The sequence below is a fragment of the Polyangiaceae bacterium genome (genome assembly GCA_016715885.1).
Taxonomy (GTDB): domain Bacteria; phylum Myxococcota_A; class Polyangia; order Polyangiales; family Polyangiaceae; genus Polyangium.
This window is the reverse complement of record JADJXL010000018.1, coordinates 68,261-90,727: the sequence shown is the minus strand read 5'-3', so window position 1 is coordinate 90,727 and position 22,467 is coordinate 68,261. Positions and strand designations below refer to the sequence as shown.

The 22,467-nt window shown below is 58.9% G+C and carries 14 protein-coding genes and 2 pseudogenes; 9 read left to right on the top strand and 7 right to left on the bottom strand.

What is annotated here, in order from left to right; genetic code table 11:
* The first annotated feature begins 8 nt into the window (after positions 1-8).
* A complete protein-coding gene (locus IPM54_21580) occupies positions 9-587 on the top strand; it encodes an alpha/beta hydrolase (GenBank protein MBK9262380.1) in 579 nt (192 codons plus the stop codon).
* A gap of 20 nt (positions 588-607) precedes the next feature.
* On the opposite strand, the gene IPM54_21575 is transcribed toward IPM54_21580, so the two are convergent.
* From IPM54_21575 to IPM54_21555, 5 genes are all read right to left on the bottom strand, one after another.
* On the bottom strand, positions 608-1,222 hold the full coding sequence (locus IPM54_21575; protein MBK9262379.1) for a TetR/AcrR family transcriptional regulator: 615 nt from the start codon (positions 1,220-1,222) through the stop codon (positions 608-610).
* Entirely contained in the window at positions 1,219-2,370 is a 1,152-nt protein-coding gene (locus IPM54_21570) for an alpha/beta fold hydrolase (GenBank protein ID MBK9262378.1), read from the bottom strand. The genes IPM54_21575 and IPM54_21570 overlap by 4 nt, the downstream gene beginning before the upstream one ends.
* Positions 2,371-2,488: 118 nt before the next feature.
* Positions 2,489-4,795, bottom strand: coding sequence for a peptidase S41 (locus IPM54_21565; protein MBK9262377.1), 2,307 nt, complete (start codon positions 4,793-4,795; stop codon positions 2,489-2,491).
* A gap of 68 nt (positions 4,796-4,863) precedes the next feature.
* On the bottom strand, positions 4,864-6,648 hold the full coding sequence (locus IPM54_21560; protein MBK9262376.1) for an AAA family ATPase: 1,785 nt from the start codon (positions 6,646-6,648) through the stop codon (positions 4,864-4,866).
* 54 nt (positions 6,649-6,702) lie between these two features.
* Positions 6,703-9,348 (bottom strand): PD40 domain-containing protein, encoded by a 2,646-nt coding sequence (locus IPM54_21555; GenBank protein ID MBK9262375.1) that lies wholly within the window; start codon positions 9,346-9,348, stop codon positions 6,703-6,705.
* 122 nt (positions 9,349-9,470) lie between these two features.
* Here IPM54_21555 and IPM54_21550 point away from each other — a divergent pair, with 122 nt between their 5' ends.
* The 5 genes from IPM54_21550 to IPM54_21530 all read left to right on the top strand — a co-directional run bounded on the left by IPM54_21550 (position 9,471) and on the right by IPM54_21530 (position 15,806).
* The gene (locus IPM54_21550; protein MBK9262374.1) at positions 9,471-10,520 is read left to right on the top strand and encodes a hypothetical protein; all 1,050 of its coding nucleotides are present in this window, start codon (positions 9,471-9,473) and stop codon (positions 10,518-10,520) included.
* On the top strand, positions 10,517-12,595 hold the full coding sequence (locus IPM54_21545; GenBank protein MBK9262373.1) for a DUF3160 domain-containing protein: 2,079 nt from the start codon (positions 10,517-10,519) through the stop codon (positions 12,593-12,595). The genes IPM54_21550 and IPM54_21545 overlap by 4 nt, the downstream gene beginning before the upstream one ends.
* Positions 12,534-13,355, top strand: coding sequence for a DUF3160 domain-containing protein (locus tag IPM54_21540; protein MBK9262372.1), 822 nt, complete (start codon positions 12,534-12,536; stop codon positions 13,353-13,355). Before IPM54_21545 ends, IPM54_21540 begins: the two co-directional genes overlap by 62 nt.
* A 319-nt stretch (positions 13,356-13,674) precedes the next feature.
* Positions 13,675-15,078 carry a hypothetical protein gene (locus tag IPM54_21535; protein ID MBK9262371.1) on the top strand — a complete coding sequence of 468 codons (1,404 nt, stop codon included), beginning with the start codon at positions 13,675-13,677 and terminating at the stop codon, positions 15,076-15,078.
* A gap of 140 nt (positions 15,079-15,218) precedes the next feature.
* A complete protein-coding gene (locus IPM54_21530) occupies positions 15,219-15,806 on the top strand; it encodes a hypothetical protein (protein MBK9262370.1) in 588 nt (195 codons plus the stop codon).
* A 5-nt stretch (positions 15,807-15,811) separates the two neighbouring features.
* Here IPM54_21530 and IPM54_21525 read toward each other — a convergent pair whose 3' ends face one another.
* Positions 15,812-16,525: a cobalamin B12-binding domain-containing protein gene (locus tag IPM54_21525; GenBank protein ID MBK9262369.1), complete on the bottom strand. Its 714-nt coding sequence runs from the start codon at positions 16,523-16,525 to the stop codon at positions 15,812-15,814.
* Positions 16,526-16,625: 100 nt separating this feature from the next.
* On the opposite strand from IPM54_21525, the gene IPM54_21520 reads away from it, so the two are divergent.
* Together IPM54_21520 and IPM54_21515 are read left to right on the top strand one after the other, a co-directional pair.
* Positions 16,626-17,507, top strand: a complete 882-nt coding sequence (locus tag IPM54_21520) for a hypothetical protein (GenBank protein MBK9262368.1) — start codon at positions 16,626-16,628, stop codon at positions 17,505-17,507.
* A 1-nt stretch (position 17,508) separates the two neighbouring features.
* Positions 17,509-19,785, top strand: a complete 2,277-nt coding sequence (locus tag IPM54_21515; protein MBK9262367.1) for a pentapeptide repeat-containing protein — start codon at positions 17,509-17,511, stop codon at positions 19,783-19,785.
* Positions 19,786-19,947: 162 nt separating this feature from the next.
* Here the strand turns inward: IPM54_21515 and IPM54_21510 are convergent.
* A pseudogene (locus tag IPM54_21510) lies at positions 19,948-20,887 on the bottom strand (MerR family transcriptional regulator).
* Positions 20,888-20,969: 82 nt separating this feature from the next.
* Between IPM54_21510 and IPM54_21505 the strand changes: the two are divergent.
* Positions 20,970-22,464, top strand: a pseudogene (locus IPM54_21505) (phytoene desaturase).
* Positions 22,465-22,467 lie beyond the last annotated feature (3 nt).

Sequence of the window (22,467 nt, the reverse complement as noted above, 5' to 3'; positions counted from 1 at the left end):
GGACGAACATGAAACGACTTTGCATCATCCCTCGCTGGAGCGGCGGACCGGAAAAGGATTTTTATCCGTGGCTCCGTGCGTCGCTTGCGTCTCTATCGCCCACTGCGTTCGACGAGATACTCAGCCCCGAAATGCCCGATCCGGGGACGCCGACGATCGCCGCCTGGACCGGGCGAATTCGCGAAGTCGTCGGAGCGGATGCCAAAACGCTCTCCGAAACCGTGCTGCTCGGGCACAGCGTCGGTTGTCAGGCCGTGTTGCGCTTTCTTGCGACCTTGCCCGAAGGAGCTCGCGTGGCGGGCGTCTTGTGCGTAGCCGGCTGGTTTGGAGTCGACAAACCCTGGGAGATGATTCGTCCGTGGATGGACACGCCGCTCGATGATGCCGCCATTCGAGCGCGCGCAGGCAAAATAGCTGTCGTCCTGTCGGACAACGACCCCTTCACGGCCGATCATGTGGCGAATGCGGCCGCGTGGAAAGACCGCTTTGGCGCCGAAATCGTCCACGTGCCGGGACGTCGCCATTTCAACGAAGCCGAAGAACCCGCCGTGCTCGAAGCGTTGCTCGCCCATTTCGGGAAAGCTTGACAGCGAATGTCCAGGAAAAGCTAGCGCGCCGAGCACGTACTCCCGCCCGCGCCGAGCCCTCGACGCAAAAACATAACCAGCTCGGATAGCCCCTCCTCGAATGCTTCCGGATTGTCCGCGTCGAGCAAATCGTCCACGACCGTGAGCACCGCGCTCATCGCCCGAACGACGAATCGCGGCGAAAATCCCGAATGGAATGCTCCCCTCGCGAATCCTCGCGCCAGCACGTCGCGCAAGCCCGAATGATCCGCAAGCGAGAATTTCCGCAATGCAGCCGTGAAAATGGGGCGACCTCGCTCTCGCAAAAACGCTCGCCCGAACGCGTCGATGTCCGGATTCGCCTTCGCAAATGCAATCCCCGCCCGGAGCTGATTGCCAATTGCTTCGAACGGATCGTCCGAAATCGGCACCGGATGCGCTTCGAAAAACGCGCGTTTGCGATCGAGCATCGCTTCACAGACGCCGAAGTACAAATCCTCCTTGTCGCGAAAATGATGATAAAATTGGCCCTTGCTCATCCCCGCCGTCGTCAGAATTGCATTGATCGACGCGCCCTCGAAGCCGGAACCGACGAATGCTTCAATCGCTGCAGCGAGCAGCTTTTCGCGGTGCTGAAAACTTTCTCGAAAGCTCATGCAGCGCGTTCCCGCGTGTCCGCACCCATCGTCTTGCCAAGCCAATCGCAAAGCTCCGCCGTCGCCAATGGCAAATTCCCCATTTGACAATGCTGGTCTGCGTTCTCGGCAGCCGTGAATACCCGCATCGTCACCGGCGCTCCAGTCAGCGCCCGCTCTTGAAGCTTGGCCAGCGCGAGCGGCTGAAATCGATCATGTTCGCCTGCAAAAATGAGCGTCGGCACCGTGACTCGCTCCGAGCCCTGGTGCTCGGCATTCATGCCCAAAAACCACCGCGCAGCTTGGACAGGCTCCGATGAGCGCGTCATCCAATTCGCCTGCGCCACGACGTGCCGAAGAATGGGAAACAGGCGCATCCTCCAGCGAATCGTCGTATTCATGAATTTCGTCCAGCCAATCATGCGACGAACGAATGCTCCCACGAACCGCGGAAACCTGGCAAGCCAATCGTACACCGCTGCCCAAGCCACGACGGCGACAATCCGAGGTTCCCGAGAAGCCGCGCGAATCGCCCAATACCCGCCCATGGACATGCCCACGAGCGCCGCGCGCTCGATGCCGAAATGATCGAGCACCGCCGCCACCGGACGCTCCCAATCGTGCGTATGCGGAACGTCGTGCAACGTCCGAGCGCCTCCTTGGCCGGGACCATCGAATGCAATGACATCGAATCCAGCTTCGGACAGGCCTCGCCATATCGGAAAAAACTCTTCGATGACCGAATCGAATCCCCCAAAAAACAACACCGTACCTCGACGCTCCCCGACCGCGGGACGCGTGAGCGCCGACAAATAGCCGCCTTCATAAGGCACTTCGTGTCGCGTCACCTCCTCGTCTTCGACAGATTGGTCCCAAAGCGCGCGATATCGTTCATACGCGGCCACCTGCGCCTCCGACGGGCGCAACGTGAAAAATTCCGCAACTCGCGCACACCCGGCCGCCTCGGTCCACCGCGCTTCGCGTTCGGCCTCGTCCGCAAGCGCACCGAATACTTCGGGAACGTCCTCGGGCCCCCGAATGCGCGCAGCCCCTCGTTCAGCCACGGTTCGAGGCAACGTGCCGAGCGCATACGCGCGGTTGAGCTGGTAGTTGACGAAATCGTCGTCGTGAAAGCGCAAAAAACCAATCGGTAGCTGTGGAGCGGCCATGGCTCTCCCTTCCGTTCGCCCCTAGACTAACCAGTCTAGACCGATTGGTCTAGGACAAAACGTGCTCTTGGTGTGTCCGTGAGCTTCGTCACAGCACGAGCCGGAGCAATCGTCCGAATCAGGGGCCCATGAGCAAATGGCCGATGGCTGCTTCGATCTCGGGATCGACTCCATCGGCAAATGCTTGGGCCGTGAGCGTGACGTCGATGTCGGGGACGATTCCCACGCCATGAAAAACGCTCTTCTGCGCGTCGGCGTGACGAACGTCCATGCCCGTGAACGACATGGCGAATTGGCCAGGCAATTGCACGCCCGTGATGTTGCCATCGGTGCCCGCCGTCGTTCGACCAACGACCGTGACGCGTTTGGCATCGACCAGCGCGAGCGAGAAATGCTCGGCTGCGGAGAGCGAGCCATTTCCGACGAGGAGCGCAATGGGACCGCCGTACGAAGGCATATCGAGCGGCTCGAATTTGTCGGCGAATTCGTCGATGGCGACATCGTCGGGGCCGGTGCGCATTGCAATGCGGAAGATGGCGCCGGACCACGGTGCCGGAATCAACCGAGACGCCACTTCGGACAAATCGATACCGGGAAAACCTCGCATGTCGAGGATCAAGCCGTCAGCGGTTTGGGCTTCCGTGAGAGCCACGTGAAAATCGTTCATGTCGTAGAGCACTTCGCCGGTCAGGTTGATATAATAAAGCTTCGGTGCTCCGAGATCGCTTAGCCAACCGGCGGGGCGCAGCGTGGGGGTAAAACCAACGGCGCCGAAATCGGCCATGGACTGCGGCTGAAAATTGAGCGTCTTGGTGACTCCATTGACATCGCGAAGTCCCAGCTCGATGGGCCCCATGAGCCGCTGGACTTCGTAAGAAGCCACGACGAATCGATATGGATCCGTAGCTCCCGACGAGCGAGCCATTTCTGTGGCATACCATTCCGATGCGGGTACGCCACCGATGGACGTGAGCGTGTCTCCCGGATTTACGCCCACGGCGAGGGTTTGACGCACGACGGCCTCGCCATTGATCCATTCGAGGTACGAAGGAAATGAGCCGGCGGGTTTGGTGACGTAATCGCGGATGAGGGTGTGGCTGTCGTCGAGGGCGTTGGCGAATCGACGCAATACGTTTCGCACCATGAGGCGGTCGGGCGTGGTCGTTCCGAGCAGATTGGTCGCTTCCACCAGACGGTCGTCGATGATATCGGGCACGACGCCGAAGTATGGGAAAAACGCGCGGGCTGCGCCATGAGCGACGATGAGCGCTGCGCGAGCCGTACCGAGGTCGATGACCGGCGGCTGCCGTTTGTTGAATGGTTCGATATTTTTTTCCTCTGGGCGATCAGCCGGTAATGACTCAATGGGCAAAGGCGCCGCCAAATCGAGGATTTCATGAACGATGCATGCAGGTTCGGCCATTCGTCGATCGGCGGGGATCGAATCGGGAACACGCGCGCCGTCGGCAAAAATCAAATCCGATGTTCGGTATGCGATTCCCGTATTGCCAATGCCTTGCCATCGTGCTTCGGCAACGTCTGCTCGTAATCCTTCGCCAACGATCGTCGCGCGCTCGGCAACGCGCAGGGCGAGCGCGATTGCCGCGGCTTCGGGCGCTAGTTTCGCACTTGAAAGGAGCGCAAGTTTCCGATCGGTGTTGCTCGCGGCAGGAATCGGATCGTCGGCGATTTCGGCGATCGTATTTTTGTAAAGATTGAAAGGAGTGAATTGCTCGTCGGTCATTCCATAATGACGCCTGACGCGTTTGGACAGGCGCGGAATGGGTGTCGCGAGCGCTTGGGAAACGGCGGCATCGAGCACGGAGCGCAGATTGGGCACATCGGGCAAATCGCGCAAATCCACGACGATCGCCGACACGTCGGGCGGCACGTCGACCGGACCCAGGCCGGGCCGAACGAGCGCCACGGTGCCATTGACGATATCGACGCGTGCGGCGTCGAGTTGCGGTGTTTCCGCAGCGGGCAATGCACACGCAATGCCCGACAGCGCATTGACATAGGTGTCGAAGTTCACGACATCGAGCGCATCGGGGGGCAAGAGCGCCGCGGCCAAAGCTTGATCGGCGTCGGCGTATTCGTTCACCGGCGAGAAGAACCGCACGCCCGCATGCGCGGCGGAAAGGTCGACGTGAATGGCGCGCTTGCCCGGCCCTCCCGCGGCAATGCGATCGCAAAACGTCTCTGGAGGCAATTCGGGCGCTGGTTTCGGCGAGCAATCCAAAACAAGCCCGCCCCCGCTTCCGCCGCCCCCATTGCCACCTCCGCCCGTGCCTCCGCTTCCGGCGTCACCTCCACTTCCACCACTGCCCGACGAGCTCGAACCGGTCGGCGGGGGGTTCATCGGCGTGAGATCAGAGCAACCAGCAGCGAGGAGTGCTGCGCAAAAAGCAAGGGGCGTTCGCATGTGAGCATGCTACGCGTGTTTCGGACTTTACGCAAGCATGAAGACAGTGTGCTCGTCCGAGCATCAACCTACGCGCTCGTTCGGGCGTATTCGCGAAAAACAACTTCCTTTCCACCCACGAAGAGCATCGTCCCTGCTTTCAATCCCAGCCCTCGCGTCAACATCGGGACCAAATTCGGGTCCGACATGTAACGCTCGAGTTGCGCTTCGGCTTGCTCGAAGGCCGCGTTCTTGGCGTCTTCGCTCGCATCCGTCGTCACGTACTTCAATTCGAACATCCAGGCATATTTGCCAACATGTACGGCCGGCACGGGCGTGATGAACAGGTCATTGAAACCTTGTGCAAATTCTTTTTCGCTGAGCACATGAAACAGTCCCGCCGTCACGATGATCCCGATCAAAAGCATTTTCATGGCTTTTTCGTCGTGTTTGCGCAGATCCCGGACGCTCAGGACGGGCAAAATGGTTTTACGCAGCAAGTCCAAAAAAGGCTCCAAGTCTCCCTTGTGCGTGATGTCCAGGAGCGCTAGCGCAATGGGCTGACTTCGGAGCACCAACCCTTGCAAGTCTTCGAGGAGCCTCGTGTAATGCTCCCACGACAGGTCCCGAATGACTCGATTGGGTGGTTCGAAATGATACACGTCCAAATTGGGCGGTTCGGGCGCCAGCGTAAGCATTCCAGTGTAATACATGAGCGACACGAATTGACTCGTCGTCGCTTCCGTACGCATGCCAAAACGTTCCACGAGGGGGCTCGACACCTTCCCTTCGGAGAGAATTTGTTCGAGCGCTGCGCGGCGTTCGTCCGCGGCCGGACCCGCCGACGCCCATAGACGGTGCAGCTTTTGATAATCCGTCCGCGCGTTCACGTCGAGCATGTTCGTTGGATATTCGCCGGAATTTGCCAACTCCCGGAGACAATAGATCACGAGCGTCGAATTGAATACTCGGTCGCGCGCTTTGATGGAAAACCGATACCCATCGTAGAACCGTTCGAGCGTTTCGATGAGCTCATTGCGATCCCCAACGGTATCGATCAGGCTGGGGATGTCGCGCAGAAGCTCGTCGACCGCGCGTTCGACCTCCGCTCGCGTGAAGCCTGCCAATGCATTGAAACGTGGGGCATTCGAGATGTTCGTGACAATGTTGAATCCCGTCACCAGGTCGTCGAGCAGAATGGGCGTGCCGCCCGTGATGAACACCCGCCCGATGGCTCCACTGTCCGCACCTGCCTTGAGGGCCCGATAAAATGCCCGGACAAAGCCAAATTTGTCTGTGATTTTCGAGTAAAGATCCGTTTGGTCGGCTGACAAGAGCGCGTTGGCAAACGTGTCGTATTCGTCGATCAAGACGTAGAGTTTGTCTTTGGTTCCCGCGATGATGCCCAGCAGGTTGTTCATGAGCGCCGCCGGATCGGTGAAGGTGCCCATCTGTTGCTCGAAACGTTCGAGCGACGCGAGGCGGTGACGATAACGCTCGATGAGCTCGTTGAGCCCGCCCTGGAGGCTCGTCAGAAAATTGGCCTGCAACACCGTTTCGTCACTGCTCGTCGTGACCGTCGAGAAGTTCAAGTGTAGCACCAAGTATTGGCTTCGCTCCGGCGTGGGATGGTCGTGGATCCACAAGCCCCCGAAGAGCTCGTCGTACTCCGGCGACATGGAAATGTCGTAATAATGCTTCATCATGCTGAGAAGCGACGACTTGCCAAACCGCCTGGGACGCAGAAAGATGAGGTTTTTCCCGCCGAAGGTGGGGCTCTCGAGCAGCGGCAAAAACGGTGTCTTGTCGACGTAGAAGCACCCCGCTCGTCGAAGACTCGCAAAATCCGCATTGCCGTAGGAAAACTCCACCATGTGTGCACCTCGTGCGCCGAGCGCGGCGGGAGCTTAGCACAGCTCCTCTCGCGCTCAAGGGTCGGTATACGATCGATCACCCGTGCGCAGCTTCGATAGCAACCCCGGTGCCTCGAATCGCTCGCGGCACAAATCGAAGCCATAGCTGGTATCCCCAGCACGACAGCGCAAGCGCTTTCTTGCAGCGTCATCATCGGGACCGACAATCTCCACGTACGGCGCGTCATCGGCTGACAGCAATATGCTCACATCGTGCTCAGCGACGAATCCCAACGCAAACAATGCTTTGCCCGCGGACGACCAAAAATGCACGAGACCATTACTTCCCGAAAAGGTGATCAGTGTCTTGGCGTCGGCCGAAAGAGCCATGACGGAATCTTTGATATTTGTCAATCGCCGCAGCTCGCTCCCCTTCTGCAGGTCCCACAAACGCAATCCGGGATGACATGCGAGCGCCAGCGTTGTGCCATCCAGCGAAAAGACCGGGCGGCTGCACCCTTGAAATAGCTCTCTTTGCGCTCCCGTTGCGACGTCCCACAAACGCGTGCTGCCATCCCACGAATACGACGCGAGCTCATCCCCCTTGGGCGAAAAGCGCAAATGCGAGACCGTATTCGTGTGGCCCTCGAGCTTGCGCATTTCGGTCCCCGTCGAGACGTCCCATAAACGCACCGTGTTGTCCGCGCTGGTTGAAGCAATGGTTTTCCCATCCGGGGAAAACGCCACCTCGCCGACCGGACCCTCGTGCCCGACGAGGTTACGCATTCCACCATCGAAGCGCCACAAACGTATCGCATGGGCAATCCCCGTGGCGAACGTCTCCGTTTCCGGCGAAAATATGATCGGGCGCCCTTCGTAAGCCATGTTCATCGTGCGCTTTTGCCCGGTTTCGACGTCCAGCAAGCGCAATACATCGTCCTTCTTGGTCAATTGGAACAGGTGCCCATCGCTCGAATACGCAATCGACATGTCGTTCGTGTAGTGTCCTCCCCGCGGTCCGGAAGGATGGATGCGTGTCGTGCCGTCTTCGACATTCCACAGCCGCAAGGAATCACCAGGACATCCGAATGCAATGGTCTTTCCATTGGGCGAAACGGCAATCTGCATGTCATTGCAAGAAGGGCGAAGCTCTTCCGAAATGCGCGCCCCCGTCGAAGTATCCCATTCCGTGACGGCGCCGTTGATCCTGCCCAACGATAACGTCTTGCCATCCGGAGAAAAAAAGAATGCACCCTGCCCCCCACCCTCGATTTCAATGATGGCTCCTGTTTCCAGGTCGAACAAGCGCACGGGTCGAGGGCCCGTGGCGTGCGATACGAGTTTTTTGCCATCGGGTGAAAACAGGAGGGAATTGCGCGACGGACGCTCATCCATGCCATGATGCCGCAGCTCGGCTTTCTTCGCGCCCGTGGCCACGTCCCAAATGAAAATCGATTCCATATCGGAACCTGCAGCGATCATCTTGCCGTCCGAGGAAAACGCCACAGCCTTGGCATTGGAATGGTCGCTGCGATCCCGACTGGTCAAGGAAAACCAGTCAAAACCTTCCAATGTGCGCAAAATCTTTCCTGTAGCGCCATCGGAGAGATATACCCTGCTATCGCTGGATCCTGAGGCGTACGTTTTGCCATCTGGCGAAAACGTGACATACGGATGAGCCTCCGGAACATTGCCGCCTTTGGGCTCGCCCGTCGCCAAGTCAAAAAGGCGCCCGCCCACGTCGAGCATCTTGCCGTCAGAGGAAAACTCGAACAACCCCTGCCAAACCTCGGGCCATTGACCAGGGATGTCCTCGATACGCGGATAGAGCCGCGTGACCTTCAATGCATTATCGGCTGCGACGGACGCGACCATCCTGCCATCCGGGGATATTGCCAGGCGATGAATTTCGTGCTCGTGCGGCTCGAACGTCAGCACTTCGGTGAAATCGAGAAACCGATCGCGAATCGTCACCACTTTGCCAATGGCTGATGCAAACCATCGACCATCGCGACTCCATGCAGCGGCATCATGTCCATGCCAAGACGACCCTCCCCGATAGTCGGGAGCTTCGACGATGACCGGCTTTCCCGTGGCTATTTCCAATTCGACCAACGCGCGATCGAAGAGCTTTTGCGCCTCGGCCTTGTCCCCCACTTCTTTCGCAGACATGCCCGCCCAATACAGCGCCCGGCCATTCGGCTTCGACAACGACCACGCTTCGAGAAACCCCTTTTTTGCTTCCCCATGCCGCTTGTTTCCGCGTGCAATCGTCGCTTTGGCGAAAGCATCCTCCGCAGCTCGTTTCGTGTCCGGTGACGTCGGCGAAGGCGCGCTCATCGTATCCACGATTCGCTTTGCAGCGGCTTTCGATTCACTCGACGCCTGCGCCGCCTTTTCAATCTGCACAGCCACGCTGCGCGCTTCATCCACGCGCCCGACCTCCGCGAGCGCCGTCATGAGCGCTTCCCACGTATCCGGCGCGCTTTGCGGACACATTGCATCAGCCCGCCGAATCACGCGAATGCAGCGATCGAGTCGCCCTTCGGCGAGCAACCCGGCCGTACGCGCACGTTCACGCGCCGCCACGTCACAGGGCAACGTGGACTGCGCGAGCGCCGCACCTCCGCCGCTTACCGCGGTCGAAGCGCATCCGAGCAGCGCAAAACAAGCGGCAAACGGCGCAAAACCAAACATCACGCGCGCAACAGAACCATGCATCGAGCCGAGCGTAACATGAAACATCGTGCGGCGAACCTATTGTCTTGACCACGTCGGCGAAAAATGTGCTAGCGTCTCCAGCGTATATGCGGCGCGACCGGGAAAAGCTTTGGGCTGCCCTCATGGGTATTCACTTGGCGGCAGCCGGTTGTGCAGCCACGCCGAAGGCGGACGTGCCAAAACCCTGTCCCCAGGAAAAGTTTGCCCGTCCCCACGTCGATGTGCTCGAAGGGGCAGCGCGCAAGCAAGTGAACATCGGCGGAAAGCAAATCATTGCCGAGCTGTGCCATTTGGATACGGCTGCGCCGGATATGAAGCATGAATGGTTCAATGAAGCCATTCATTCGTTGCACATTGCGCCCGACGGTGGATTGATCGTGCTCGACCATGAAGGCAATTTGCGGCGTTATGTCGAAGTGCCCGGTGAAGGTTGCCGATTGGCGCTCGATTCGGCTTTTGGCCGAAACGGTTTGCTGAACATTCCGCGACGAATGCCGATCGAAGCTATTTCGGTCGTGGAGACCGGATCGATCTTGGTATCGTCGGACTTCGAGACGCGCAGGTACAAGTCGGGAATGTTATCTCGAGCCAAGTGCAGCGTGCACAGCGTCATCGGCCGCGGCAAAGTCGGGTTCAAAATGGATGGCGGCCGCATTCTCGTGGTGGATACCCAAGGCCAGTGCGAAGAAAAAAAATGGCCCATCGAAGGCTGGGGAGACACCGAAAAGCTCGCGATTTCATTCGTGCATCCCTGGGGCGACGACGTCATCGTCGGCGCGAGCGTCGAAGGCACGCATTACGTGGCGATTCACGATCGCGACGGCAAGCAAAAAGTCAAAGTCGGCAAATCGTGGGACGATGCTTCGGCAAAGGAAGACGAGCGCATTTGCTGGGCGCGGGATGCCGACGCATGCGGGGACAAACTTTGCGTGCTCGATTCGAATTGCCGCAAATTGACGGTATGGGACAGGCAAAGCGGGGCATTCGTTGGGTCGGTGAAAATGGGGGACTTGGTCGGGCTCGAATATCCGTGGCCAGTGGACCTCGTTGTGGGAAAGTCGGCGGCTTATTTGGCCGTGTCGCATGAAGAAAAAGCGACGAGCGACGACCCGTTACGTCGAAAAGAATGGCACGTCGGGATGATTTTTCGCATCAAAGGATTGTACCAATGAAACGTCGTTTCCTTTTGCCCTCGGCCGCGCTCCTCGTCATGGCAACGATGCTGGGTCTATCGTGTCGTCCGTCGGCACGCAATGTCGCGGTCGATCCTTGCACGCCGGCGCAAAGTGCTTCGGGGCCGTCGCGCATGTTGGCGCCGCCTTCGCCCGACGCCCAGCATTCCGCATCATTCCTCGCGCTGCGCGACATCGACGACAAAGCGTGCGGTCTGCCCACGACCGTGGCCGTGGTCAAAGCACGCAATGGGGCGAAGCCCTTCGAGGCGCTCGATGCGAATTGTGGCGAGTCCGGTTTTTGCGATTGGGTCGACGTCGCGCCCCCAGGAGCCGATGCGTGTTACGTCAGCAATGATCACATTCGCGATTGGGAAGCCAAAGCGCGCGTCGTGCCCGCAGGAAACGCCGCCGCGAAGGATCCCTGGGACGGCAAAAAGAAGCCGAAGTATTTCGATCGAATCGATGCCCACTTGCACCTCGACGACAACGAAGAGACCATGCTCCGAAAAAACGGATTCGTCGTCCTCGACCGGCTTCCCTACATGGATTACGCCAATGCATTCCACGACATTTTCCAGGAAGAGCTGCCGCTCTACGTCGGCGTCGATCCCATTTTGCACGCAGCTTTCCAAGCGACGGACGTCGCGCTGAGTTATGCCGAGCGACATCGGCTCGCCCCCGCGCTCGACGACATGCTCGCCAAGCTGACCAAGGGACTCGCTGCGTCGAAGGGCATTTATGACGAGCAAGCGCGCAAGGACCTCGATTTGTATCTGGGCGTGGCGAACGAATTCAATCGCAAATGGGATGCCGACAAAAGACCCGCATCCCTCTTCAAACAAGACGACAAGATTGATGAAATGGCCTCATGGATTCGAAATGGCGGCCTCACGCCCGTCGATGTCTTCGGTCGGCGCCGCATGATCGACGCCTCGCAATACACGCCGCGTGGGCATTACGAGCACATGGTGGAGACGTTCAATTTTCCGAGTTATTTTCAGACCATGACGTGGCTCACGCGATTCGAATGGAACCTCGTTTCACGCGACTCGCGATCGTCGCATCCGGATGCCGCACCGGATCCGCGAGAGACGCCGCGCGAAGCTCGAAACGCCCTTGCATTGGCCGATCTTTTTCGCCGCTCGGGTGCGCTCGATAGGCTCGCGGAATTCGAGGAAGTTTACAGCGCATATGGTGGGCAGCGCGAGGACGTGGGGATTCCGGAGCTGTTGAAGTTGATGGATACGCACCGCATTCGGCCCTCGGATCCCAATGCGCCGGAAAAACTGAAAGTTGCCATCGGAAAGGGATATCGACGCACGACGCGGCTTCATTTCATGCCTCAAGGCGTGTCCGAATTGCCGGTCATCACGACGATCATGGGTGGACGCATTGCACCGGACATCGCGCCGCTGGAACGCTTGGTGCACGATGCATTGCCGAATCGATTCGACCTCGGTGCGGCCGATGTTGCCTACGCGCTCGGGCACGACCGTGCCGCGGCGTATTTGAAGAGCGACCTGGATGCCTATCCCGAATTGAAAGACGCATTGAATGCGGCACGCGCGGATCTTGCGCAACGGACGAACCAAAGCAAAGACGTGCAAGGTGCCTTCATGGGCACGCTTTTGGCGCTCGCCAAGCAGCCGGAGGGGATGTTGCCGTCGTTCATGAAGCGCGATGCCTTTGCCGATTTTTCGCATGTCCTCGGCGCTCGTGGGATACGCTCAGCTCCGGCATACGTTCGTTTTGATGTCCGGGCAAGGATACGATGCGTATGGTTGCGCCATTCCGGATGCGTACGTCGAGCCGGCATTGCCGTTTTATGCGGCACTCATCAAACACGTCGAGCAATTGCGCGCCGTGACGAAAGGCGGGCACGAGGGGCTCTTGCGCGTTTTGCAAACGTTATCGGCCATCGTGCAGACGGAGCTTTCGCGAGGTGCTCCGACGCCCGAACAGGCGACGTGGTTGTCGATGGTTGCCGAATACGTCCCCGAGGGGGGATATATGGATTCGGGCGAGCCGCCCAAATGGACGGGCTGGTATTTCGACATGTTCGAGGATCGTGAAGACGGGGCGTCGAAGGCGGCGGACATCATTGCGGATTATTTTACGCTCACGAATGCGGGAAAGGTCGCGTATCTTGGGACGGAAGGGCCGCGTCTTGGCGTATTCATCGTGGATACGGGCGGCGAGCCGCGGGCGATGGTCGGTCCCGTTTCGCGTGGTTACGAGGTCAAGTCGCCGATTGCCGATCGGCTGAGCGACCGGACTGCGCGCAAAGCGCCCGACAAGCATCTGCTTTTCCGCGATTCATTTGCATCGAAGCCATTGCCGGTGCCTCCGCTTGGCCTAGGCGTGACAGTCACCAATTGCACGAATGATGGCAAGCTGGAAGTGCGTGTATTGGTCGCGGCGGATCGGCCCATCGGTCCCGTCACGATTACGCTGCTCGATCATCACGCCGATCCTCTCGCGCCGTCGTTGACCCAAAAGGTCGATGGCAATCTCGTCGTCTTTCCGTTTCTGTTTCCGGAAGTGCCGCACGAGGAAAAGAAAGCGGAGGTTTCAGAGCGTGAGAGGTACGAACAAATGTTCAATCGGAAAATCAAGTACCTGGTCGAGGCGATATCCGTGCGCATCGAGGACTTGAGCCATTCGGGACTCGGCAAAGGGCCGTATGATTATTTCACGAGTCCGAGCGTGTATCATGGCGCCACTTCGCAAGACGACGTCAACGCGCTGCTAACGAGGCCTTCGGGCGTGTATTCGCCCTTCGTGATTGGCGGTAGCTGGCACCCGGAACCGGCGCCTGCTGACGAGTGGTGAGCGTACGATCGGCGCGTGGGCGGCGGCGGTGGCCACTCGGCGACATGAGCGCGGGCCGGCGACGGCGCGCGGGCCGCATGCACGCCGCGGCGCGGCCACGCCGCGTGTCGGACCGCTCACGGTGCGAAATGCCAAGAAAACCCCGTGGAATGCGCAGATTCGCCAACCCCCTCATTCCCGCCCGTTGCGTTTTCGTCGATTCGCCACGACCGCCTTTTCAATCGCCTGACGCGCGCCCGACAAATCGCGCCATCACGACAGAGCCTCTCCAGCGAGCCAAAAACTTGCCTGCCGCTGGGCACCCTGTTTTCCTCGTTGCGTGACGATCGGCCTATCGAAGTTATTGCGTTTTCTATGGTGCTTGTCGTTTGCGCTCTCGATGCTTGGATGTGCGCACCGCTGGACAGTGCACGAGCTGCGCGAGCGCAATCCGCGCGCGTTTTTTGCCACGATTTGCACGCCATTGACTGCAAACCGACTCGATGCGGAATTTTGGGCCGTAGGAACCAACACCGATCGAGCCATTACGGATCGCGACTTCGATTTTGGCTGGTACGCATCGGACGCGAAGGGTTTTTATCATTTCGACCGCAGCGAGAACAGCGAGTGCAACGTACCCGCCGAACCGCCCGACCTTCCCGACGAGCTTCGGGCCGAATGGGTCGCGGAGCTCGAGCAATCGTGTGCCGTTGCAACGAGGCGTCCGGACCCGCGTTATGCCGCGCAAGTCGCTCCTCCCGATGTCGCCGGGTACATGGCGTCTCGAGCGATCATTCGTACGCTCACCTTTGTGGCGCGACATGGCACGACGCCGCCGACAGCAGAAGACCAGCCACCGATCAAAGAGCACCCTGTCGTGCAATTTGGGGGCGGATTCGCGGGAGGAGCTTCGGTTGGCGCGGTGCCTGGAGGTGCCATTGCGTCAGACATCGCGATTCATACGGGTGTCATTTCGCGAGGCACGTATTGGGCGCGCGTAGGCAAAGCGTGCGGCGAAATCGCCGTGGGCACGGGGCAAATCATTCTTGGTTGTGCGGGCACGACATTGGGTGCGGGCATGAGCTCCACGGGGGGCGGGGCACCTCCAGGGGTCCTCGTGATGGCCGGATCGCTCGAATTGGCTGGCGCAGGGTGCGTTACGGCGGGCCATGGCATCGGCCAGTTGTTCGTTGAAGTTTGGCGGGGCAATGACGACCCAGCGCCAAGCTCGTCGGGAACGCCCCAAGCGACGAGTCAGCCTGCGCCAAGTCCCCCGCCGGCGCCGGCAGCGAAGCCGCCGCAAGCGCCGGCCGCAAAGCCACCGCAAGCGCCCGCAGCGAAGCCGCCGCAAGCGCCGAAAGCGGCGTCAGGGCAAACGACCACGACGACGCGGGTCAAGCCATCCCAACGGCCAGGCGGTAAGCAGACCGGAAAGTGGACGAAGACGTGGGTCAAGTGTACGGGCGATTGGCATCATGCGATTTCCAAGGAGATCCACAAAGTACTTCAGCAACACACGACGCTCAAGAACGTGTACAAAGCTCGTGACGATCGGTTTGTCACTCAAGCGGTGGACAAAAGTGCGCACCGCGGTTACGAGACGTGGCATCGGCAGATGGAGGAGAAGGTGATCGACTGGCTGAGGAGATTCGATAAGGCGACGCCTGCCGAGTTCGAGGCGTACTTACGCGACCTGTACAAGACGGACAAGACGCTCGACTGGCGTTTTCCCAACGGGCTCTGACGAGAGAAAAGATGCAGTTCTACGTACTGGAACTCGTAGTTGGTTTGCCCCACGAAACGAAGTTTGACACCATGGAACCCGCACATATCGGCGAGATCGGGGATTGTCAAACCTGTCCGGTCTGTGGAAGGGGCGTCGGCATGTTGCCCTGGTTTCCGCCCTACCGCGCTGAGCTCAAGGCTTACGGAAAGGCGCTCGGGGATGTCGCGTTTGGCCCAGGCATGGAATTGCTCGTTTCCGAGCGATTCCGCACCGCGTGGGAAGCGGCAAACCTACGAGGGATCGAGTTCGCGCCGCTGGAAAAAATTCGTGTTCGCCCAGCACGCCTCGGGCGAAAAACCGTTACATACTTTCACGTCGCTCCTCGACGCTTCGGCACACGAGTAGACCTGACACGAAGCCTCATCGAGCACGGCAAACCGTTTACGTGTAACTACTGCATGAGCGCGGGCATCGACACCATTCGCGGCTTCGCGATCGATGAGGCGTCATGGACCGGCGAAGACATCTTCATTGCCTGGGGCCTGACCGGCTCGATCATCGTCACCGATCGCGTGCGCCAATTGCGCGACGAGCACGGCCTGACCAACGTCAACCTCACGCCCGTCGAGCAATACTTCTGGGATCCGCTAAGCAAGTGGACCCCGGTCGATTACAGCCCGCCCGATTGGTACAAGCCCGACGATACGGACGACAGCGGCGACGAAGAGCAACGCTTGGCCAATTGACAGCCTCACTCCCCCCGCCCGTTGCGTTTTCGTCGATTCGTCACGACCGCCTTTTCAATCACTTGCCGTGCGCCCGGCAAATCGCGCCCAATGCATATTCCACCACGATCCTCGATCCACGGGCGCATCGATTCCGCCGCGTCTCCTCCCACCGCCCACGGCGTCGAATGACACGCATCCGCATATGCATCCACAAGCTCGCGCGCTCGCGGCGGCGGCAACAGCATCGTCGCACTGAGGCCCACGAGGTCCGGCGAAAGCGCATCGACCGCGCGCGCTACCGCCACCGGCGGCGTGCTCGCCCCAAGCATCAACGTGCGATACCCCCATGACGCAAACCGAAGCCCCGCCCCGTACAGCCCGAGCACGTGCTCTTCATCCGCAAAACACGCCAGCAATACCCGACGCTCCGCATCCGATGGCTGCGCCAATCGAAGCAAATGCACGAGCGTCCCGCCTAGCACGTTCGACGCAAGATGCTCCTGCGCCACCGTCACCGCCCCTGCATGCCACAAATCCCCTATCTGAAGCAGCGCCGGACCTATCGTATGGATACTTCTGGCAGGCCAAACGAGCGGTCTGCTGACGAGACGAAGGAAGCAACAAGACCGAAAACGACGGCCGCTGGTCCGAGCCGTTAGTGCCGGCATTGCCTGCACTAACGGCACCGGTCGAAGCCTCCTCGGCGCTATTGTCGTGCAAAAGGTATCTCCCACCATTTCCTCGTCACCTGTAATGCCGCAACTACGCCGAAGCGGTGCCAGCAGATGGATTGGCGCCGCTCGAGGGAGCTTCGAACACGGAGAGCCGCAGGGAACCTTGACGTCGCTCGATCAGATTCCACCGCAGAGTTGCGCGGCTTCCAGATGGTCGACGTGCCGACGGCGGCAAGACTTCGAAACGCCAGAAGCAGGGTTCGTCAAGGACGTTGACATAGCGTGGGATTTACGTATTGTGCGAAAGAACATGCCGATATTTCACGCCCTCGTCGACTACTACAACCAAGCCGGATTCCGGCCGGGAAGCCGTCCGAGTTACCGAGATCACGAGCAGGCCGTCGAGAGGCTCGTACAGGGCGTGGCGCGCATCGTCGACGCGAACGGGTTCGTCGTTGAAGAACTTCGCATGCGGCTCTATGGTGGCTGGTACGAGTATCCCTCAGGGGCAGAAACGCACGACAAGGTGCATCTTGCGCAAATTACAGGCAGGCTTCCGAGACGACTTCGTGAGATGAAGACTCGACCTCGCTTGTTGGTCGAAGCAGCAGAGTGTCTCATCGCGTATCCGGGCGAGCGATTCGTAAACACAGTGCGGCCCGAGAGCCTGCCATCACGCATCACGGTCGAACCGCCACCAGCCAATTGCTCACTGCGCCGCGCTTCGTGCCCGCTCACCGATCTGGCGACCTGGTGCAGAGGCAGATGCCCAGTCGACCAGTGCCGTACAAGAACGAGTGACGTGGCTTCGTTTCGCAAACAAAAGCTTATCGACACAATGCTCGTTGCAGACACAATTATGCTGAGCATGACGGACGACTTCGTTGGGGTCGTTTCGATCGACGACGATATTTTGCCGGGAGTACTTGCGGCAGGTCGAAGATCCGATAAGGTCGTGCTAATACGCTTTGGAAAACAAAAACGTTCTATTCACGACGACATGATAAACGAATATAAAATTCGCTGTATAGATGTAGGGGCGTAAAATGAATACGGCAATCCTCGACATGATTCGTATAGACATGAGTAGTTTTGCGGATCCTCTCACTGAAGTCACGATCACTGGAACCTCCGTCGAATGGACACAAAGCCGCGCACGTCGACGGCTCGTACTACAACCCACGGACGCTGCTGAATTTCCTGACGTTGTATACAATGACAAACAGATGAGTTACACCCAGTTCCTGGCTTCGGATGCGATGGCGGACCTGCGTGGACTCGCGGAAACGATTGCGCCCTACGTGCAGTCGACGTCTTCTTTCGTGCGAGAAGACGAATACATTGACGTCCGAGCTCAGCTTGAGGAGGACGAGGCCGGTACGGCAACGCAGCTTTTGTCTCGCCTTGTGCAGGAGAGCATTCGCATACCAAAGACCACGCTTGTTTTTTTGCGTGGATCTGCTGGTGGTGGCAAATCCGTACTACTAGCGCATTGGGCAGCCAAACAGGCGCGTGCTTTCGTTGCAGGACATTCGCAGCAAGTTCTGCTTTACATTGATGCACAGGGGCGATCACTAGCGCGTCTCGACGAAGCAATGGCGCTCATTCTGCAGGATCTCCGAGCCAAGTTCACATATCAGGCAGTCGCCACACTAACTCGGCACGGCTTATTGGTGCCCATTGTTGATGGCTTCGATGAACTGCTTGGAATGGGCGGATATCGCGAAGCGTTTTCCTCCCTCGCAAAGTTCATGCAACGACTCAACGGCATGGGAGCGATCGTCGCTTCCGCTCGTGCAACGTTTTTTCAGTACAGTGATATCGGAAATGTCGCTCGACGGTTCGCCGACATGAGCGAAAAGCTCGATTACGAGATCAAACCTGTCGACGTCCTTCCCTGGGGCGACGAGGAACTCAAAGCCTACCTGCAACGGAAGGGAGCCACCACAATATTCGGTGCAACTTCTCCCGAGGATGCCGTGAATCGACTTCGAGATCGACTCGGCGAAGCGGCAAAGGATATCCTCACGAACCCATTCTTTGTGAGGAACATGGTCGATTTGGCCATGCAAGGCGAAGTCAAATTTATGGCGCGCCCGCTCGAAGCAATCGTGGATGAACTCATTGCGCGAGAGGTACACAAGTTACGAGACAATACTAGCGGTTTGCCGATTCTCACAGCGGAGCAGCATCGCTTTCTCCTTGAGCAACTGGCGGAAGAAATGTGGTGGCAGGAAACGCGAACGCTGGATGAGCCCACCGTGCGAACAGTCTCAGAAATCGCTGCTGACGCAATGCATATCACCACCGATATGGCGTCCAAAGTAATTTTTCGGAGCACTGCGCACGCAATGCTGAAAGTCAAGGACGACGGCGATTCGCGCAAATTGGAGTTCACGCATGAGTATTACTATGCACTCTTCGTTGGGCGCGCAATCGCTAGACGTCTGCAAGGAGGCGATGATATATCCGATTTTCTAGCGCGCGCAAATCTATCGGCTGTCGTCGCCGGAGAGGTTGCTGCCGCCCTAATCCGCCTCGAAGTCCCCATCGAACAGGTTGTTTCCCGCCTCGTCCTGAATCGGCTAACATTTGCTGGACTCGAAAGTGCACGCAGCAACGCAGGAATGATTCTGGGGGCACTCATGCGGCAATGGAATGGCCAGTTGCCAGAATGCGGACTTGAGATTCGTTTAGTGAACTTCGTGAACGTCGATTTCAGTGATTCCAACTTGGAAAATATTACATTCGAGAACTGTGAATTCATTCGCCCCGATCTCCGAGGCGCAAACTGGTCCGCCATTCGCCTCGTCAATACCAAATTAGTCCTACCCGTCGTTGATGAGCGCACGACTCGCTTTGCAAATATAAGATTTCTTGTGCCGGACGACGTTGTGGGGGTCCTGCTACACAATGGCGAACATGAACCACGACCGGAGTACGAACCGGCCAAAGTCGCCGCCATACTTCAAACTCTGGGCGCGGATGTACCAGCCAGCAATCCCACGAAACGCGTGCTGTCGGATCGGGCTGAACGGCACATCGAGGTAATGCACAAGTTCCTGCGCATTATGAAACATACCTTCTTCTTTTCAGAAGATGACATTGTCAATAAGCGGCTACACACGCAACGCGAATGGGACACTGTACAACAGCTGATGCGGAAACATGGCTTGCTTACGGAAGGCGCAATCTCTAGGCGTGGCACACAAGGTCGAGTACGCCACCTCACGGTACCTGTATCATCGCTCGAAATGGGAGAAGGCGATATTGCACAACATCCAGGTATCCAAAGTTTCTGGGACGAATTGCGCAATCTGTAAGCCAATTTTTGGGATAGGTGTCATCTCACAGCTGGTAGCAGCCAAATCAGAATCGAGAAGCCGTGAGCGTGCGCGGCTCATCGTGCAGGCGCCCAGCCGGCCGCTATGGCTTTGCCCAGCACCCGGGGTCGCAGACTTCTGACGAGTGGTAAACAATCCCCCTCATTCCCGCCCGTTGCGTTTTCGTCGATTCGTCACGACCGCCTTTTCAATCACTTGCCGTGCGCCCGGCAAATCGCGCCCAATGCATATTCCACCCCGATCCTCGATCCACGAACGCATCGATTCCGCCGCATCTCCGCCCACCGCCCACGGCGTCGAATGACACGCATCCGCATACGCATCCACGAGCTCGCGCGCTCGCGGCGGCGGCAATAACATCGTCGCGCTGAGGCCCACGAGGTCCGGCGAAAGCGCATCGACCGCGCGCGCTACCGCCACCGGCGGCGTACTCGCCCCAAGCATCAACGTGCGATACCCCCACGACGCAAACCGAAGCCCCGCACCATACAGTCCAAGCACGTGCTCTTCATCCGCAAAACACGCGAGCAATACCCGACGCTCCGCATCCGATGGCTGCGCCAATCGAAGCAAATGCACGAGCGTCCCGCCTAGCACGTTCGACGCAAGATGCTCCTGCGCCACCGTCACCGCCCCCGCATGCCACAAATCCCCTATCTGAAGCAGCGCCGGCCCCAACACTCGCTCGTAAATCACAACCGCTGGCCCAAGCGTCAACGTCTTCGCTATCTCCTCCTCGAGACCATCCGGATCGAACCGACGCACCGCCTCGATGATCCGCTCCGTCGCCAATGCATACGGGTCCCGCTCGACAACCACGAGCGCTGCTCCACCCGCAACAGCTTCGACTCCGCCCGCAACGACTTCGCCAAGCAACGCTCGCGCAGCCTCGGCTGGCGCCGTGCCCGTCTTGACAAGGTCGCGCATCTTGATGATCAGCGCTACATCCTCGTCGCCGTACAAACGATACGCCGAAGCCGTTCGAGAAGGCGTAGGCACGCCGTAACGACGCTCCCACGCGCAGCGTCGCCGAACTGACGCCCGTCAATTCACTCACCGTGCGTATGCGATAGAGACTCAATGGACGCTCACCATCCGCGACAGACTCCTGCCGCCCATCAGAAAACCTTTGTCAAAGCTGAGACAGACATTATACTAACTTCATGCAAGGTTCAACCCCCAAACCTCATGCGGTCGTCATCGGCAGTGGATTTGGCGGCCTGGCTGCGGCCATCCGCCTGGGCGCTCGAGGCTACCACGTCACCGTACTGGAGAAACTCGATGCACCCGGAGGTCGTGCGTATGTGCACAAACTGGACGGATTCACGTTCGATGCGGGCCCAACCGTCGTAACAGCCCTCAGTTGCTCGAAGAATTGTGGGCACTCGCGGGCCGACGCATGAGCGACGACATCGACATGCGACCGGTAACACCTTTCTATCGTATCCGATTTCACGACGGAACTTTCTTTGATTACACCGGGGACGCTCAAGCGATGCGTCGCGAGGTCGAGCGGTTGTCGCCGCGGGACGTGGAGGGGTACGAAAAAGGCATTCGGACGAGTGAGATCTTTCGCGTCGGTTTTGAAGAGCTTGCGCACGTGCCGTTCGGGTCGATGTGGGACATGGCGAAGATCGTGCCCGACATGATGAAGCTCGAGAGTTACCGGTCGGTGTACGGGCTGGTGGCGAAGCACGTGGAGGACGACCGTCTGCGGCAAGTGATGAGTTTTCATCCGCTGCTGGTGGGTGGAAATCCGTTTTCGACGACGTCGATTTACACGCTGATCGCGTTTCTCGAGCGCAAATGGGGCGTGCATTTTCCCATCGGCGGGACGGGCGCGCTCGTGCAAGGCTTGGTGAAGCTCATCGAAGGACAAGGGGGAACGGTTCGTTGCAACGCCGAGGTCGACAAGATCCTACTTCGCGGGCGCAAAGCGCGCGGGGTGCGGCTGAAGAATGGCGAGCTGATCCATGCGGACATCGTGGTGTCGAACGGGGATTCGGCGTGGACCTATCGGCACTTGGTGGACCCGACGGTGCGGCACAGGTGGACGAACGAAAGGCTGGAAAACAGCGATATTCGATGGGCCTTTTCGTGTGGTACTTCGGGACGAACCGTCTGTATCCGGACGTCGCTCATCACACGATCCTGCTCGGGCCGCGTTACAAAGGGCTGCTCGAAGACATCTTTACGAGGCACGTTTTGGCCGATGATTTCAGCTTGTATTTGCATCGGCCGACGGCCACGGATCCGACGCTCGCGCCCAAAGGAAACGAAGCGTTTTACGTGCTGTCGCCGGTGCCGAATTTGGAAGGAACGACGGATTGGAGCAAGGAGGCGGAGCCTTATCGAAAGCGCATCGAAGCGTATCTTTCGTCGACGATTCTTCCGGGGCTCGAGAAATCGGTGGTGGTGTCGCGCGTGACGCATCCGCTCGAATTTCAGGACCGGCTTTTGTCGTTTCGAGGGGCCGCGTTCGGGATGGAACCGGTGCTGACGCAAAGCGCGTTCTTTCGGCCGCACAACAAGAGCGAAGACGTCGAAGGTTTGTTCATCGTCGGCGCAGGAACGCATCCCGGAGCGGGTTTGCCGGGTGTTTTGTCGTCGGCTCGAGTGCTCGACAGCGTGGTGCCGCATGCAAGCGAGTTACGTTGAACC